This is a genomic window from Streptomyces sp. HPF1205 (assembly GCF_020400825.1).
GTDB lineage: Bacteria > Actinomycetota > Actinomycetes > Streptomycetales > Streptomycetaceae > Actinacidiphila.
The window spans coordinates 125,796-141,361 of sequence record NZ_JAINVH010000016.1 but is presented as its reverse complement, the minus strand read 5'-3'; the positions used below and the strand labels follow the sequence as shown (position 1 = coordinate 141,361).

At 70.9% G+C, this 15,566-nt stretch carries 15 protein-coding genes and 1 riboswitch; of the genes, 11 read left to right on the top strand and 4 right to left on the bottom strand.

All coding sequences use genetic code 11. The annotated features are described in order from the left end of the window. Positions 1-107: 107 nt before the first annotated feature. Positions 108-1,604: an RICIN domain-containing protein gene (locus tag K7G61_RS20140; protein ID WP_225848288.1), complete on the top strand. Its 1,497-nt coding sequence runs from the start codon at positions 108-110 to the stop codon at positions 1,602-1,604. Between the two features lie 65 nt (positions 1,605-1,669). Here K7G61_RS20140 and K7G61_RS20135 read toward each other — a convergent pair whose 3' ends face one another. Together K7G61_RS20135 and K7G61_RS20130 are read right to left on the bottom strand one after the other, a co-directional pair. Beyond that, on the bottom strand, positions 1,670-2,659 hold the full coding sequence (locus tag K7G61_RS20135; protein ID WP_225848287.1) for an aldo/keto reductase: 990 nt from the start codon (positions 2,657-2,659) through the stop codon (positions 1,670-1,672). Next, the gene (locus K7G61_RS20130) at positions 2,656-3,708 is read right to left on the bottom strand and encodes a DMT family transporter (protein ID WP_225848286.1); all 1,053 of its coding nucleotides are present in this window, start codon (positions 3,706-3,708) and stop codon (positions 2,656-2,658) included. The genes K7G61_RS20135 and K7G61_RS20130 overlap by 4 nt, the downstream gene beginning before the upstream one ends. A 62-nt stretch (positions 3,709-3,770) precedes the next feature. Here K7G61_RS20130 and K7G61_RS20125 point away from each other — a divergent pair, with 62 nt between their 5' ends. The 6 genes from K7G61_RS20125 (at position 3,771) to K7G61_RS20100 (ending at position 8,367) form a co-directional block, all read left to right on the top strand. Then, positions 3,771-4,277: an Lrp/AsnC family transcriptional regulator gene (locus tag K7G61_RS20125; protein WP_225848285.1), complete on the top strand. Its 507-nt coding sequence runs from the start codon at positions 3,771-3,773 to the stop codon at positions 4,275-4,277. Between the two features lie 103 nt (positions 4,278-4,380). Further along, positions 4,381-5,133 carry a DUF4241 domain-containing protein gene (locus tag K7G61_RS20120; RefSeq protein ID WP_225848284.1) on the top strand — a complete coding sequence of 251 codons (753 nt, stop codon included), beginning with the start codon at positions 4,381-4,383 and terminating at the stop codon, positions 5,131-5,133. Positions 5,134-5,449: 316 nt separating this feature from the next. Further along, positions 5,450-5,884: a very short patch repair endonuclease gene (locus K7G61_RS20115; protein WP_225848283.1), complete on the top strand. Its 435-nt coding sequence runs from the start codon at positions 5,450-5,452 to the stop codon at positions 5,882-5,884. 334 nt (positions 5,885-6,218) lie between these two features. Beyond that, positions 6,219-6,515, top strand: a complete 297-nt coding sequence (locus tag K7G61_RS20110; protein WP_225848282.1) for a WXG100 family type VII secretion target — start codon at positions 6,219-6,221, stop codon at positions 6,513-6,515. Further along, positions 6,512-8,020: a hypothetical protein gene (locus tag K7G61_RS20105; RefSeq protein WP_225848314.1), complete on the top strand. Its 1,509-nt coding sequence runs from the start codon at positions 6,512-6,514 to the stop codon at positions 8,018-8,020. Before K7G61_RS20110 ends, K7G61_RS20105 begins: the two co-directional genes overlap by 4 nt. Before the next feature lie 2 nt (positions 8,021-8,022). After that, positions 8,023-8,367 (top strand): hypothetical protein, encoded by a 345-nt coding sequence (locus tag K7G61_RS20100; RefSeq protein WP_225848281.1) that lies wholly within the window; start codon positions 8,023-8,025, stop codon positions 8,365-8,367. Between the two features lie 54 nt (positions 8,368-8,421). On the opposite strand, the gene K7G61_RS20095 is transcribed toward K7G61_RS20100, so the two are convergent. Continuing rightward, positions 8,422-8,841, bottom strand: a complete 420-nt coding sequence (locus K7G61_RS20095) for a hypothetical protein (protein ID WP_225848280.1) — start codon at positions 8,839-8,841, stop codon at positions 8,422-8,424. Between the two features lie 548 nt (positions 8,842-9,389). Here K7G61_RS20095 and K7G61_RS20090 point away from each other — a divergent pair. The 4 genes from K7G61_RS20090 (at position 9,390) to K7G61_RS20075 (ending at position 13,101) form a co-directional block, all read left to right on the top strand. Beyond that, positions 9,390-10,130, top strand: coding sequence for a LuxR C-terminal-related transcriptional regulator (locus K7G61_RS20090; protein ID WP_225848279.1), 741 nt, complete (start codon positions 9,390-9,392; stop codon positions 10,128-10,130). Between the two features lie 190 nt (positions 10,131-10,320). Beyond that, positions 10,321-11,268, top strand: coding sequence for a helix-turn-helix transcriptional regulator (locus tag K7G61_RS20085; RefSeq protein WP_225848278.1), 948 nt, complete (start codon positions 10,321-10,323; stop codon positions 11,266-11,268). Beyond that, positions 11,265-12,359, top strand: a complete 1,095-nt coding sequence (locus tag K7G61_RS20080; RefSeq protein ID WP_225848277.1) for an MBL fold metallo-hydrolase — start codon at positions 11,265-11,267, stop codon at positions 12,357-12,359. The genes K7G61_RS20085 and K7G61_RS20080 overlap by 4 nt, the downstream gene beginning before the upstream one ends. Positions 12,360-12,795: 436 nt before the next feature. Further along, a complete protein-coding gene (locus K7G61_RS20075; protein ID WP_225848276.1) occupies positions 12,796-13,101 on the top strand; it encodes a hypothetical protein in 306 nt (101 codons plus the stop codon). A 444-nt stretch (positions 13,102-13,545) separates the two neighbouring features. Here K7G61_RS20075 and K7G61_RS20070 read toward each other — a convergent pair whose 3' ends face one another. Continuing rightward, positions 13,546-14,733 (bottom strand): M23 family metallopeptidase, encoded by a 1,188-nt coding sequence (locus tag K7G61_RS20070; protein WP_225848275.1) that lies wholly within the window; start codon positions 14,731-14,733, stop codon positions 13,546-13,548. A 318-nt stretch (positions 14,734-15,051) separates the two neighbouring features. Further along, a riboswitch (cyclic di-AMP (ydaO/yuaA leader) is annotated at positions 15,052-15,190 on the bottom strand. Positions 15,191-15,566 lie beyond the last annotated feature (376 nt).

Here is a 15,566-nt window from a genome sequence, read left to right as displayed (position 1 = left end):
CCCTTGACGCCATTCGCCGGGCGCAGCACACTCCGTTCCGGATATATGTTTGCGCAATCATCTGGCGGCTCCCCCACGTTGCCGCCCCCCACCCAGAGGATTCCGGCATGTCCGTACGCCTACCGGCCTCCGCCCGGCGCCTGCTGATCTCCGCCCGGCGCCTGTTGGCCGTGCCCGTCGCCCTGCTCACCGCCCTGTTCGCGGCGGCGCTGGTGTCGGCGCCGGCCGCCCACGCCGACACCACCGCGACCTTCACGCCGGGCGCGGCCTGGAACGACACCTCGGGCAACACCCTGCAACTGCACGGCCTGGGCATCGTCCAGGTCGGCTCGGCCTGGTACGGCTTCGGCGAGAACAAGACCGGGGAGAGCTCCTCCGACGCCCACTTCCAGTCCATAAGCTGCTACAAGTCGACCGACCTCGCCCACTGGACCTACCAGGGCGCGGCCCTGAGCGAGCAGTCCAGCGGCGACCTGGGCCCGAACCGCGTCGTGGAGCGCCCGAAGGTCCTCTACAACTCCTCGACCGGCACGTACGTGATGTACCTGCACATCGACAACTCCAGCTACAGCGAGGCGAAGGTCGGTGTGGCGACGAGTGCCACACCGTGCGGCCCGTACAGCTACCGGGGCAGCTTCCAGCCGCTGGGGCAGCAGAGCCGGGACATCGGCCTGTTCCAGGACACCGACGGCTCCGCGTACCTGATGTCCGAGGACCGGGCCAACGGGCTGCGCATCGACAGGCTGTCCGCCGACTACCTGTCCGTCCAGAGCTCGGTGGCGCTCTTCGCCGACTACGAGGCCCCGGCCATGGTGAAGGCGAACGGCCGCTACTACCTGCTGGGCTCCCACCTGAGCGGCTGGTCCACCAACGACAACGTGTACGCCACCGCGACCTCCCTCGGCGGCCCCTGGTCCGCCTTCCGCACCTTCGCGCCGGTCGGCACCCACACGTACAACTCCCAGACGGCCAACATCATCCCCGTCCAGGGCTCTTCCGGAACGGCTTACGTCTATGCCGGCGACCGCTGGACGACGTCCAACCTCGGCACCTCCCCGCTGGTATGGCTGCCGATGACGCTCAGCGGCACCACGGTGTCGGTCGGCTGGCAGAACTCCTGGACGCTGGACACCACGACGGGCACCTGGACGGGCTCCTCGAACCCGGCCGACGGCACCCGTCGCTTGACGTCGGCCGGCAGCGGCCTGCTGATGGACGTCAACGGCGGCTCGACCGCGGACGGTGCGGCCGTCATCCAGTGGAGCTCCACGGGCGGCACCAACCAGCAGTGGTCGCTGCACCGCACGGGCGACAACGTCTACACCGTCACGGGCGCCGGCAGCGGCAAATGCCTCGAAGTCCCCAACAGCTCCACGTCGCAAGGCACCGACCTCGACATACGGACCTGCAACGGCGGTACGAACCAGGCGTGGGCGTTTGAAGCGACGGGCTCGTACACCTCGTCGTCCAACATGTCCTACGTGCTGGTCAACCTCAACAGCGGCCTGGCGGCGGACGTGACGAGCGGCTCGACGACGGCGGGCGCGAAGATCGAGCAGTGGCCGGCGACAGGCGGTGGCAACCAGACCTGGACGCTGGGCTGAACGACGCCCAGGGGGGCGGGCACCGCGCCGTGTCCCGCCCCCTGCGTCGGCTTCACGGGGATCTTTCAGGAATGCCCGACGACCGGGTGCGGGCGGTACGGGGCCTCCAGGCGGCGGATCTCGTCGGCGGTCAGGAGGAGGTCGACCGCCGCAATGGCGTCGTCCATGTGGCGCGGCTTGGTGGCGCCCACGACGGGGGCGGTGACGCCGGGCCGGCCCAGCAGCCAGGCCAGGGCGACCCTGGCGGGCGGGACATCGCGTTCCGCGGCGACCTCCCGTACGGCGTCCACGACGTCGAGGTCCGCCTCGCCGTGGGCGGCAAGGCGCGAGGCGGCGAGCGGATCGGCGCCCGAGCGGAGGGTGGCCGGTTCGCCGCCAAGGGTGCGGTTGCCGGCGAGCAGGCCGCGCGCCAGGGGGCTGTAGGGGAGGACCGCGACGCCTTGGTCGAGGCACTGCGGGATCATCTCGCGCTCCTCCTCCCGGTACACCAGGTTGTAGTGGCTCTGCATGGACACGAAGGCGGCGCCTCCCGCGGCCTTGGCGGCGTATTGCGCCTTCGCGAACTGCCAGGCGTACATGCTGGAAGCGCCCAGGGCGCGGACCTTGCCGGCGCGTACGAGGTCGTCCAGGGCGGTCATGGTCTCCTCCACCGGCGTGTCCGGGTCGAAGCGGTGGATCTGGTAGAGGTCCACGTAGTCGGTGCCGAGCCTGGTGAGCGAGGCGTCGATGGCCGCCATGATGTGCCTGCGGGACAGCCCCCGGTCGTCGGGACCCGGGCCGGTGGGGAAGTAGACCTTGGTGGCCAGGACGTAGTCCTCACGGTGGGCGAACAGCCGGGCCAGCAGCCGCCCGGTGAGCTCCTCACTCGTACCGCCCGCATAGGTGTCGGCCGTGTCGAAGAACGTCACCCCCGCCTCCACCGCACGCCGGACGATCGGCTCCGCCGCGTCCTCCCGCAACTGCCACTCCCGCGCCGGGGTGTCGCCGTAGCTCATCATGCCGAGGCAGATCGCCGAGACCGTCAGGTCCGACGAGCCCAGTTGCGCGTACTTCATGCCCGTGTCCTTGTCACATCGTCCGGAGTGTTGCCTTCCGTGGCGGCTCGCGTCCTGGTTTCGGCGTCCGCTCGTGTCTTGGTGTCCGTTCCCGCGCGCCGCCCCTGGTGCGGCTGCTGGTCCTGGTGAACGGCGACGCCCGCGGTGACCAACGCGATGCCCGCGAGGTCCTGCGGCGTCGGCACCTGCGCCAGGACGACGGCCCCGATGACGGTGGCCATCGCGGGCAGCAGGCTGAGCATCATCGCGAAGGTCGCGCGCGGCAGCCGGGCCATGGCGAGCTGATCGGTCACGTAGGGGATGACCGACGAGCAGATGCCGACCCCGGCGCCGGCCAGCAGCCACATAGGGTGCGTGAACGCCTTGGCGGCGGGTCCGAGCCCCAGGGGCGTGACGGCCACGGCGGCGGCGATCATCGCGGTGGCGAGCCGGTCGACCGCGGGCGGGGCCGCGCCGCCGGTCCCGTCGCCATGGGTGCGGGTGCCGTCCCCCTGGATGCGGGTCCCGCCGACATGAGCGCCGGCGCCGCGGGCGATCCGGTGGCCGAGGACGACGTACGTCGTGAACAGCAGGCAGTTCGCGAAGGCGAAGACGAAGCCCAGCGGCTCGCCGGACAGCCGTACGTCGGTCAGGAGCAGCACCCCGGCCACGGCGAGGCCGAGCGCGAGGAGGTTGCGGCGGGTGCGTGCCGCGCCCGCTGCCAGGGCGATGACGCCGAGAAACTCGATCGCTCCGACGGTGGACAGTGGCAGCCGATCGACCGCGAGGTAGAAGACGGTGTTCATCGCCGCCAGTACGACGCCGAGGGCGATGACGGCCTCCCACTGGACGGCGGCCATCCCCCACGCGGGCGTCCGCCGCCATGGCCGCCGCCATGCGGCGAACACGGCCGCCGCGGTCGCGATCCGCAGCCAGGCGACGCCCAGGACGGGCACGTGTGCGAAGAGCAGCACGGCCAGTGAGGGACCGAGGTAGTGGAAGACGGCGCCGGTCGCGAGGTATGCGGTGGGCGGCAACCGTGTGGCGGCCGGGGCCCTGGAGAGCGGCATACCGGTATCGTCCAGGAACCTCTTCACACCGAGAATGGCACTTTGAAGGCAGGAGGTGGAAAGTGGCTGGAGATTCCAGGCGCAGTGGCGCGATCTCCGGGAATGACACGGAACGGCTTCTGGACGCCGTCAACGTCCGGCTGCTGTCCGAGCTGCACGGCAACCCCCGCCTGTCGATGTCCGAGCTCGCCCGCAGGGTCGGCATGTCCGCCCCGGCCGTCACCGACCGCGTCCAGCGCATGGAACGGGCCGGGGTGATCACCGGCTACCGCATGGACGTCTCCCCGGCGGCCCTGGGCATGCCCGTCACGGCCCTGGTCCGCGTGCGCCCCAGCCCGGGCCAGCTCCCCCGCGTCGCCGAGACCGCCCGGGCCACCCCGCAGGTCGTCGAGTGCTACCGGATCACGGGCGAGGACTGCTTCCACCTCAAGGTGCACGCGCCGACCATCGAAGCCCTGGAGGAGGTCCTCGACCGCTTCGTCGTCCACGGCCAGACGACGACGTCCATCGTTGTCTCCACCCCGGTCCCGCCGCGCCCCCTGCCCCTCCCGGACCGGCCGGAGACCTGACGGGGTGGTGCGCACCGCTCGCGCCCGTACCGGTGATTGTCAGTGGCCGCGCTTACGGTGGGATCACCAACACGAAGGCAGACGGCGAAACTGAGGGGCAGTCATGACGTGGGCAGCGGATCCTCGGCTGGCGGCGGGGCCGGAGGTCAGCCGGTACCTGGATTCCGTGTTCGTGCCGGGCACGCGGCTGGGGATGCGGTACGACGACCCGCGCACCCCCGTCGAGGTGGTCGGACTGCAGGAGCTGACGTCGATCCGCATACCCAGCGGCCGGCTCGTCGTGGACACGCCGTGGCCGGACGACACGCTGGACCCGGAGGAGTGGGAGCGGCAGCCCGCCCGCGAACTGGTGGAGCGGATCCCCGCAGGCACCTACCGCGTGGAGGCGGCCTGGGTGCAGGCGCCGTACGAGTTCATGGACGAACACTTCGACGGCAGGGAGGTGGCCGGAACCCGCCTCATGGTCACGGAGGAACCCGTCGCCTCCTGGGAGGTGGCCCTCGCCGTCTCCGACGCCGTCGACCGGCTCACGCCGGACGCCGAGGTCGGTTTCGAGACGGACACCGCCACCGGCTGCTTCGCCGACGCGACCGCCTGGCTCCCCCTGACCGCCCCCTTCCGCGACTTCTGGACCGCCGGCCGCCGCGAGCCGGGCGTGATGCACACCCGCGCCACCCAGGACCTGGTCACGGGCTACTTCGAGCGGTCCACCCACACCCCGTCCGCCGCCGACCTCGTCACCTTCCCCGCCAACGAGGGCCTGACCCGCACCTATCTCGGCCGCACCTCCTCGGGAAGCGTGGCCCAGATCGCGGTGGTCCCCCAGCTGATCGCGATGCCGAAAGGGGTGGCGTGAGATGTCGCTCGACGGCAGGTGAGAACCCCGGACATCCACCACCTGGCCGATGCGGTTGTTGGGTGCACCATGGATAAGTGGACAGCGCGCACATCAACGCCGTCACTGGGGAGTGCTCGCAGTCGCCCCGGCGCAGCGGGCCGCCGTCATCGCTCTGCCCGGTCCGGCGAGCCGGCGGGCATCGGGCACGCCATCGGCTCCTAGGTCAACAGCGCCTCCCGACGCCCGCCCTTCAGACCCGGCTCTGCCGCAGCATTTTGATCGCGGCACCTGCGGACCCCACTGACGAGGTTCCGCTCGGCCCGTGAGATCCTCCATGGCTGTGAAGCCCTCCTCGCTGGGCGTCTCCGCTCGTATGAGTCGCCAGGCCAGCCGCGACACCTCCCCGGAAGTAGCAGTGCGTCGCCTCCTGTATGCCGCGGGTTACCGATACCGTCTGCACCGCCCTGTTCCCGGTCTCCCCCGCCGGACGATCGACATCGTCTTCCCCGGGCCCAAGGTCGCCGTCTTCCTGGACGGCTGCTTCTGGCACGGCTGCCCCGAACACGCCACGCATCCCAAGGCCAACGCCCAGTGGTGGCGCACCAAACTCGACCGCAACATCGCCCGCGACATCGAGACCAACGCCTGCCTCACCGAGCAGGGCTGGACGGTCCTGCGCTTTTGGGAGCACGAGTCCGCTGAGGACGTGGCGCGCCAGGTGGCTCTGGCCGTGGCCGCGAGGCGGGCGGGACCGTTCGGGACATCCTGACCCACACCAGCCAGAAGCGCACGGTTGTTCACCAATCGCCTGGGCGAGTGACCGACCAGGCCGCCGGTCGACGCAGGCTCGGCCGCACGGCACTCAGCTTTGCCTGTCGCCGATGTCATCGATACGGCGTCGCGACACCCGGCCACCGAGCCGGCCGACGTACTGCGGGACAGTGCCCGCGCCCGGGCCTCGACCTCGGGCCGGCGCGGCTCGTCGCCACCGATGCGGCCTTGCGGCGAGGGCGGATGGGATCAGCCGGATCCCCCCAAAACCCCCTTTCGTCGCAATGCCGGACCTGAGAGACTCGTCCCGTCGACAGTCGGGGGGCTGGGGGATGACGGGACGATTAGCGGTCCGGTTGGAGAAGCTGGATCAGGCCGCCGAGGACCTGGACACGCTGGTCGGGAAGCTGCAGAAGCATCTGACCGGCCTCGACAAGGAGGTCCGCCGGGTTACGGAGGGCTGGGAGGGCGAGGCGCAGGACGCCTTCAGTGCCTACTACCGGCAGTGGCGCACCGCCTCCGACGACCTGCACCGCACCCTGCGTGACCTGCACAAGGTGCTGAAGACCGCACACGGCAACTACACGGCCGCCCGCCGCGCCAACCTGACCATGTGGGGCCGGACATGAGCCTTCGGCCGGATGACGGAGGCCCGGGCTCCGGCTTACCGCTCGACATATACCCGCACGACCTCAACAGCGTCGGCCTGGCGTTCGCCGACGGGCAGAGCCGGCTCGACACCATTGGGTCGACGCTCACCAACGCGCTGCAGTACGCCGCCGGCATGGCGGGCGACGACTCCTACGGCCGCAACTTCGCCGCCACCTACGACCCGGCCGCCAAAGCCCTCTTCCACGCCCTGTCCGCGGCCGTCCGCGCCATAGGCAGCGCCTCCACCGCCCTGGTCACCACCGCCAACAACTACCTCAAAGCCGACCACCACTCCAACCCCAAAGCCGGCAGCACACCACCCGAGCAGTTCCCACTCCCGGCGGTCTACTCCGACGTGACGTACCCCGACCCGGACCCCGCCATCGGCCCCGGACACTCCTCCGTACCCCACGCCCTAGCCAAATACTGGCCCAACGGCCACCAGGACCAACTGCGCGACGCCGCCACCGCCTTCCGTACCGCATCCACCGCCCTGGACACCCTGGGCACGAGCCTGCACGGCCAGGTCACCTCCCTGACCGACAACAACAGCGACGACTCCCTCACGGCCATGGCCGGCTTCTGGACCAAGATCTGGCAGGACGCCCCCGACGGCGGCCAGGCACCCCTGTCCACCGCCAAATACGCCTGCGACCAACTAGCCAAAGCCTGCGACTCCTTCGCCCAGGCCATCGACAACGCCCACAGCACCACCGAACACAAACTCTCCGAAGCCGGCATCGCCATCGGCTTCACCACCGCCATCGGCGTCGCCCTCACCGTGTTCACCTTCGGCGGCTCCGACGCCGCCGCCGGCGCCCTCGACGCCGGCGAAGCAGCAGCGATCCTCGGCGAGGTCGAAGTCACCCTCGACGAAGCCGTCACCACCATCAGCACCGACATGATCGCCGACATCGAGACCTCCCTGCAGGCCGCCGCCGACGCCGTCCCCGAGATCGAAACCGTCGACGCCGAAACCACACAGGTCAGCCAGGAACTCGAACGCGAACTCGCCGAAACCGAAGCCCGCACACCGGCCCGAACGGGCGGACGCGGCGGAGGAGGAGGCGGGGACGAGCCTCCGAAGACCGGCGGGAACGAGGAGCCCGGCGAGCCCGATCCGGACGACGACCCGAACCTGGACCGGCTGCGCCCCGCCGAGCGCGACACACTGGCCCGGGCGCGGGGGGAGTACCCGGACCTGAACCTGAAGGCGTCGGCCGAGGAGCGCGACGGGGAGTACATGGACAGTCAGGGGAGGACCTACGACCAGATGGGCAACCCTGTCACGTCGCAGTTCTGGGACCGTCCGGGAGCACCGCAGCGGTTCTACAATGCGATTCAGGAGCACCTGAACAAGTCGATCGACTTCACTGTCGTCGACCTCACCGGATTCAGCGAGCAATCTGCCACCGATATACGAACGTACATCGAGTCTCTTTCTCCGGCTCAGCAGGCAAAAATCATCAGAATAGGCTTTTGATCATGGCAACGATGAGGTTCGGTTCCACCGGGGACTCCGTCTTGATGCGCAACGCGGTGTTCCGCCTGATGCTGGCGCGAGCCGTACCGATGCTGGACAATCCCGCCGACAAAGACGAATTGGAGATGGACGCGGCGATCGGCGGTATCTCCTTCGACCTGTTGGAACCCGGCCAGCGCCACAGGCTCGCGCGGGCCGTGCACGCCGGGTTCCTCCAGCTCAAGGCCGATGTGACCGCCGGCGTACCCCTTGAGGAGCCGGTCCTTCCGGGGATTCAGGAAAAGCTGGACGAGCTCATCGAATTCATGGCCAGGCACCTCGAATCCACCGAACCGCCGTCCCATTGACCGCCGTCCACCTGAATGAGGGAACGTAGGCGGTGACGGGCTGGGGAGGCCGGGTCAGGACGGGAACATGTAGTCCGTTTTGATGCGGCCGTCGTCGTCGAGTACGAGGACTTCCAAGCCGCCGCCCATTACGTCGCCGCTTTCTGTGGACACCGCCTCCCAGGTGAACTTGACGACGTCGTGGAGGCGTACGGCGTCGCCGCTCGGGCGGAAGGTAAAGCCCTCCTTGGCGACAAAGCGTTCGTAGCTGCGGGTCACGCGGGTCTCAATGGCATCGTGGCCCTGAGCCACGAGAGTGGTGTGGTCGAAACCAAGCGCTGCCGCCGCCGTCCGGATGTCCTGCGGCGGGTGGAGGACATGGGTGCCGTTCTCGGCCCAGAGCCGCTCGATGGACGCCCGGCGTTCGGCGGCGTCGGGTTCCGTCCACTGGGCGATGTAGCGGGCGGCCAGGTCCTGCGCGTCGACCTCGGTCATGGCGCACTCCTCGGAGCATAGGTTGCGAGTCGGGGTTGTGCCTCAAGATGCTGAGGGCGACGGCATGCGGTCACAATTCCCTGCGGGGAATGGACGCGTGGGCGCCTGGCCGGGTCCGCGGCCACTCGGGACCCGCGCACTCGCCGCCATGGGCGCGCAGGAGGCAAGCACGCCCAACCCGCCGCCTGGCTGCGGGTGAGCTGCGAGTGGGCTGCGGGTGATGAGCCCGCGCCCTGCGCGTGCCCCCTGCGCGGCCATGAGTGATGATTCAGTCGCTTTTGATATCTTTTATTCCCTCAACGGATTCGACCTGGAAAACCAGTGATGCCGCTGTAACACTCTGTGCCTGACGGGCTGTGGATCAGGACACGGCTCGCGCTATGGATCCGGTGGGCGTGGAACGGCAGCGACGGGACCACGGCGATACGGGGACGGCGAGGGAGGTCCAGGCGGTGGCATCCAGGCCGATGGACATGGTGACGGAAGGGCTCAGGAGCCCTATCGGTGGGCGGCGGGCGGCGACTGGACCGCGAGCGGAGTTGACCGACATGGCGACGGTTGCGGGTCAGCAGGAACAGGTGACCGTGGAGCAGTTCAGCGGTCCGGCCGAGCGCGACCTGGCGCTTCGCGAGGTCACCTCGCGGCTGCTCGAAACCATGGACGCGGCCTACCAGGGGGTGCGGGGCTTCCAGGGGGTGCACGGCCTGCAGGCAATCGGCGGTCTGGAGGGATTCGAGGAGCTGCGGGGACTGGTCTCGGCCGGCCCCGAGGCGCTGGGGCGGCTGGCGCGGCGCGGCATACGCGTCCGGGCGCTGTTTCCGCGCACTCTGCTGAGCGAGCCGGAGCACGCCCGTGGCCTGCGGGAGCTGTCGGACCTGGGAGTCACCGTCCGGGTGACGGACCATGTGCCGCACGACATGCTGGTGTTCGACGGGAACGCGGTGTGCCTGCCCGGCCGCTTGGGCGACTTCTCCGAGTCGATGATCCGCATCCAGGGTGCGGTTCTGGCCCGGTCCTTCGCCACGATCTACGAGTCGTACTGGCAGCGAGCGACACCCTTGTCGCGGGCGAGCGTACGGCCGCATCACGCCGGGATGAGCTCCCAGGAGCGGGCGGTCGTACGCCTGATGACCAACGGCTACAGCGACGACCGCATCGCCCGCCGGCTCGGCATCGACACGGCCGCGGTGCAGCAGGTCATGACGTCACTGATGCAGCGGTTGGGCGCCGGCAGCAGGTTCGAGGTCGGATACAAACTGGCCCGGGAACTGGACCCGAGGGACTTGTAGTTCCGGCGAGCGGTGGGCACGTGCAGTGAGCGCGTACGTCGGCGCCGGCGGTCACCCGTACGGCGGCCTGGGGGCGGGAGCGTACGGTGGCCCGTACCGCGATCCGTACGACGGCGTGTACGGCGATCCGTACGGGGCGTAGGGCATCAGGCCGTCGGGGCGTCCGGTGTCCGATGACAGGGGGACAGGCATGCGCAACCGTGAGGCCCTGCAGACGCTGCTGTCGCGTGCTCGCGCCCGTGTCGACCCCGCGGAGCTGGGCCTGGCTCCGCGCAGCGACCCGCGTGGACGCAAGGTTGCGGGGCTCACGCACGAGCACATGACGCGCCTGCTGGGCTGGCCCGAGCACAAGTACGGCTATGTGGAGCGCGGCAAGCTCGCCAACATAGGCGCCGATGTGCTCGCGCCCATAGCGCGGATTCTGCACCTGTCCGACCACGAGTGGGAGGCGCTGGTGCTCTATGCGACCGGGCTGCCGCCCGCCTTCCGGCTCGACCCGGAGCTGGGTACCGCGGTACCCCGGCCATGGCAGCGGGTGCTGGCGAGCACCAGCGAGATGGCGTACGTCAATGACGTCGCCTGGGACATCGTCGCCTATAACGCGGCTTTCACCCGGCTGTTCCCCAGGGGTGAGGTGCCGCGCAACACGATGCGGTGGATGCTGCTGGATCCCGAGGCGCGTTCGGTGACGTTGGCGCAGTGGGAGACGGCGTGGCTTCCGCTGCTGGTACCACAAGTACGGGCGGCGGTGGCGGGCAATCCGCACAACAGGACGCTGGCCAAACTGCAGGCGGACGCCAAGCGGGACCCCGTGGTGGCGCCGTACTTCGAAAAGCCGACGGCGGAGTACATCCAGCCGCGGGCGGACGGCGCCCGGCCCGTCCTGCACGCCGAACTGGGGCCCGGGTGGGTGACGATGTGCGCGGCGGGGCCGTTCGGGGTGCCGGGCGGACGGCTGATGTTCGTCCTGTTCGACCGGGGCGACCGGCCGCCGGTGGAACCGCCGATGTACGCGCCGACGCCCGGTCCGGTCGATCCCGCGCTCGCCAGCAGGACCGGGAATGACGGGAATGAGCAGCCTTGTGGCGAGCCTCATAACCCCGACCCCTTCGAGCCGCACCACAATGAGGCGTCATGAACTTCCCTCTGCCCCGCGACCTGCGGGCACTGACGCCGCGCGTGCACGCGTGGCTCCCCGACGGCCACGCGACCTGGGGCATGGCCAACTGCGTACTGGTGGCGGGCCGTGGCACGGCACTGCTGGTCGACACCCCGTACACCGCCGGCATGACCGGGCGTCTTCTGGAACTCGCCGCCGGGGTGCTGGCGCCGGGCACCGGCATCGACACGGTCGTCAACACCCATGGCAACGGCGACCATTCGTACGGCAACGCGCTCTTCCCCAAGGCGCGGATCATCGCCACGGAGGCGAACGCCCGCCACCTATGCGCCGAACCGGCGCCGGCGGACCTGGCGCGGCTGGTCGCCGCCAGTGACGCGAGCACCCCGTTGGGCGCGTACGTCAGGCGGCACTTCGGCAGGTACGGGGATTTCGGGGGGCTGTCCATGGTCCCGCCGAACGAGACGTTCTCCGGGGAACTCGTGCTGGATGTGGGCGGGGTCGCGGTCCGGCTCATCGAGGTGGGGCCGGCACACACCGAGGGCGACCTGATCGTGCACCTGCCGGACGAGGGCATCGTGTGCGCGGGCGACGTGCTGTTCAGCGAGGACCATCCGGTGCACTGGGCCGGCCCGATCGACGAGATCCACCGCGCGACGATGCGGGTACTGGAGTGCGACCCGCGGGTGGTGGTGGCCGGACACGGCCCGCTGATGTCGCCCGCGGACGTCCGCGCGTACGCCGAGTACCTGCTGGAGCTGCGAGAGGCCATCCACTCCGCCCACCGCGCAGGGCGCCCGTTGGCGCAGCTCAGCGCCGAGTTGGTCGGCGGCGACACGCGGCCCCACTGGGGGCTCACGGAGCGGATGGCGATCCTGGCGTCGCTCGAGTACCGCGCCTTGGACCACGACGACACCCCGCCCGACCTGATCGGGCTGGTGGGGTTCGCGGCCGGGTTCGCGGCCGTACCCGCCGATGAGGACGATGGCGGGCACGACGGCAAGGACGCCGACGGGGCGGAGACGGCAGGGGCGGTGGCGGAGTCCGCGATCGCGGGGCCGCTGGTACGGAACGCGGCGGTGCCGGACGCGGTGCCACCCGTGGCCTGAAGCGGCCGGGGGCGGGCCTGGCGTTCCGCGGCGGCCGGCGGGGCGGGCGAGCCGCCGTTCGCCGCGGCCCGCGGTCGCTGACGCCGGTCCCTCCGGATCTCGCCGGTCCGGCCGATCCCGACCGGACGGCGGGCTGGTCGAGACCGGTCCGCCAACGCCTGACCAGGAGGAACGTCGCTGGTCGGCGGGGTGGCATCGAGTTATCCACAGGCTGATCCGCGTGTGTTGGGCGGGCGGGTTAGTCTCGAGACATCGAGATCGAATTCGGGTCGGGGCCGGGTCCGGACCGGGCTGGTAGAGGGCCGGTATCGGGGGCACGGACTCGTTCAGGCCGGGCTCGGGCGCGGGGTGAGTCAGGCGCGGGCGCGGATTCGAATTCGGTTCGGGATCGGGTTCGGCGAAGGTTCAAGGTGTCAAGGGGATCGAGGAGGACGTGATGGCTGGGGTTTCCGCGAGCGTCGTGGCGGCGAGCGGGTTGATCGCGGGGTACGGAGTGGCGCGGTGGACCAAGCGCCGTGAGCTGGGCGGCGCGGCACTGGCGGCCGCGGGCGCCGTCGCGGCCCGCCAATGGAAGCAGCGCGCGGGTACTGGGGCGGCGACCGCGCTGACGGGGGCTTACGTGGCGGCTTTCGCCGGGTCGCATCCTCTGGCGAGGAAAGTCGGCGCCTGGCCTGCCGTCTTCACGGTGGCCGGTGGCATAGCCGTGGCCTCGTGGGCGGTCGCCGATCGCCGCGGCCAGTAGCGAGGCGAGTGCCCGCGCCGGCGGGGGCTGAGGCGGGCACCCGGCCAGCGTGGGCACCCGGGTGGGAGTGGGCCCGGTCCGTGTGCGGGGCCCGGTCCGTGTGCGGGGCCCGGACCTGAATCCGAACCAGGTCACACTGGCCGGCTCCCGGACCGGATCCCTGGCCGGATCCTCTCCGGGTCCCTGGCCGAACCGCGATACGGCAGCCCGTACCAGTAGGGCCGTCGGTGGGTCAGGGGCGTTAGGCGCGCGCCTCGGCGGCTGAAGGGGGCTCAACAATCCGAGGCCGGGGGCGGTGGACACCGAAGAAGAGGGTGAACAGGCCGGCGGCCCTGGCGAGGGGGGGAGTCGACCAGGGCCGCCGGTGGCAGGGGGACGGGAGGTGCAAGTCCGGGTCAAGGAGCAGTGGTCAGGGAGCAGGGGTTACGCAGCAGGAGCTACGGGTCAAGCGGTGACTCCGTGGGACGCGAGCCAGGAAAGGGGGTCGACGGGAGCGCTGTCGGCAGGGCGGACCTCCAGGTGGAGGTGGGGCGCCGGGACGTTGCCAGTGGCACCGACGCGGCCGATGGTGTCGCCCGTGGTGACGCGCCCGGAGGTGACGACCATGGTCGACAGGTGGCAGTACGAGACCTGTGTGCCGTCGTCGAGGGTGAGGACGACACGGTAGCCGTAGGAGCCCGCCCAGCCTGCCGAGGTGATGGTGCCGGAGTGGACGGCGTGCACCGGGGTGCCGGTGGGGGCGGTGAAATCCTGCCCGGCATGGAGGTTGGCCCACAGGTCGGCCTGGCCGAAGCCGTCAGTCAGGGTGTACGAGGCCAGGGGGGTGACGTAGGAGCGGGCGAGCGCGGCCAGGCGTTCGGCCTCGGCCTTGGCGGCGGCTTCGGCTTCTGCCTTCGCCTTGGCCTCGGCGGCGGCCTTGGCCTCGGCAGCCTGCTCGCGCACCTTGCGGGCGGCCGCCTCCCGGGCGGCGGCGCGCTCGGCCGCAGCGCGTTCGGCCGCGGCGGCGGCCTCGCGCTGGGCGGTGACCTGGCCGATGATGCGGGCGCACAACGCCTCGCCGGGGTCCGGGACGTGGTCCTGGGCGTGGTCCTTGACCTGGTCCTTGGCAGGGGGCGCCGGGACCGCCGCGAGGCCGGTCTCCTGGGCGGCGTGCGGTCCGCTCACGGCCGGGGCGGCAGCCGAAGTAGGGGCGGCAGTCGGGGCCGGGGCTGGGGCGGCAGCCGGTGCCGGGGCGGCCGGGGCCAGGGCGGATGTCGGAGCCGCGCTGCGGGGTACGGCAACGGGGTCGCCCTGGGGCCCGCTGGTCCTCTCCAGCTCCCGGGGCGCCAGCTCTTGGGGCGCCGGCGCCGGCGCCGACTCGGGAGCCAGGTCCGGGGCGGAGACGGAGGCGTGGCCGGTGCCGGTGGTGGCCGGGGCCGTACCGGGGGCGGCGGCGACGGCCACCTGCCCGGCGCCGACGGCGGCCATGGCGGCTATGCCGAGGACGGTGGAGCCGCGGCTGACGGCACGCTGGCGCGGCAGCCGGGAGCGGTCGCGGATCGCGCCCGCGTAGGGGGCGGGTTCGGCCGGGAGGCCGGGGTCGCCGCCCTCCCCGAAGTCGCCCGAGGCCCCGAAGTCGGCCAAGTCAGCCAAGCCGCCCGGGGCGTCCAAGCGGCCCGAAGCCTCCAAGCCGCCCGGGGCGTCCACGGCTTCACCGGGAGCGCGGACGGGAGCGCGGACGGGAGCGGGGGCGGGGAGGGGGCCGGGGCCGGACATGAGGCCGGGCGCGGGCAAGGGGGCGGGGGCGGTTCCGGTCGCGGGGGACTCGGGGGGCGCCGCGGTTTCCGGCAGCACGGAAGTGCCGGAGGTCTGCGGATCCCAGGGGCCGAGGGGGGAGCCCGGTGCGGCGAAGGCGTCGTCCGGGCGGACGGGGGCGTAGGCAGACTGGTTGGACGCCACTGAAGGCGCTCTCCTTTCCTTCCCTGTCGCCTACCGGGTTAGCTGACGGGTTCGGAGGAAGAAGGTCTCCTACGGGCAGGGCCGCTGCCCGATTCACCCCTGTTCTGTTGGTTCCCCGGTTCCCGCGGGCGGGATTCGGCAAGCGCACGGTGCCGCCTGTCGGCGGCGGTGACGACCGCGCTGCGTTATCGAACGTTAATAGAGCCTGTCCTGTTTTCCAAGCCGAATCGAAGACTTGACGGCAGGAAGCAATGGGACGCGAGGCGCACAGCAGGGGCAAAGCGGACACCACATGTGGCCGGGTAGTGATGTGAGTGTGAGTCAGTTGTTACGCGAATAGGACTGGCGTCGCTACGGTAAGTGAGGGAGTGATTGCAGGCGGGTCGGTCGGAGGGAGGCAGTACAGGGGCGGGCGGGCAATACGGCGCGGGCGGTAGCGAGGTACGGCCGACGCCGTCCGTCACCGGTATGGACCTCTGCCAATGCGTGAACCGCTTGGCAGGTCAGGGCCGGGGACCGCACGATGG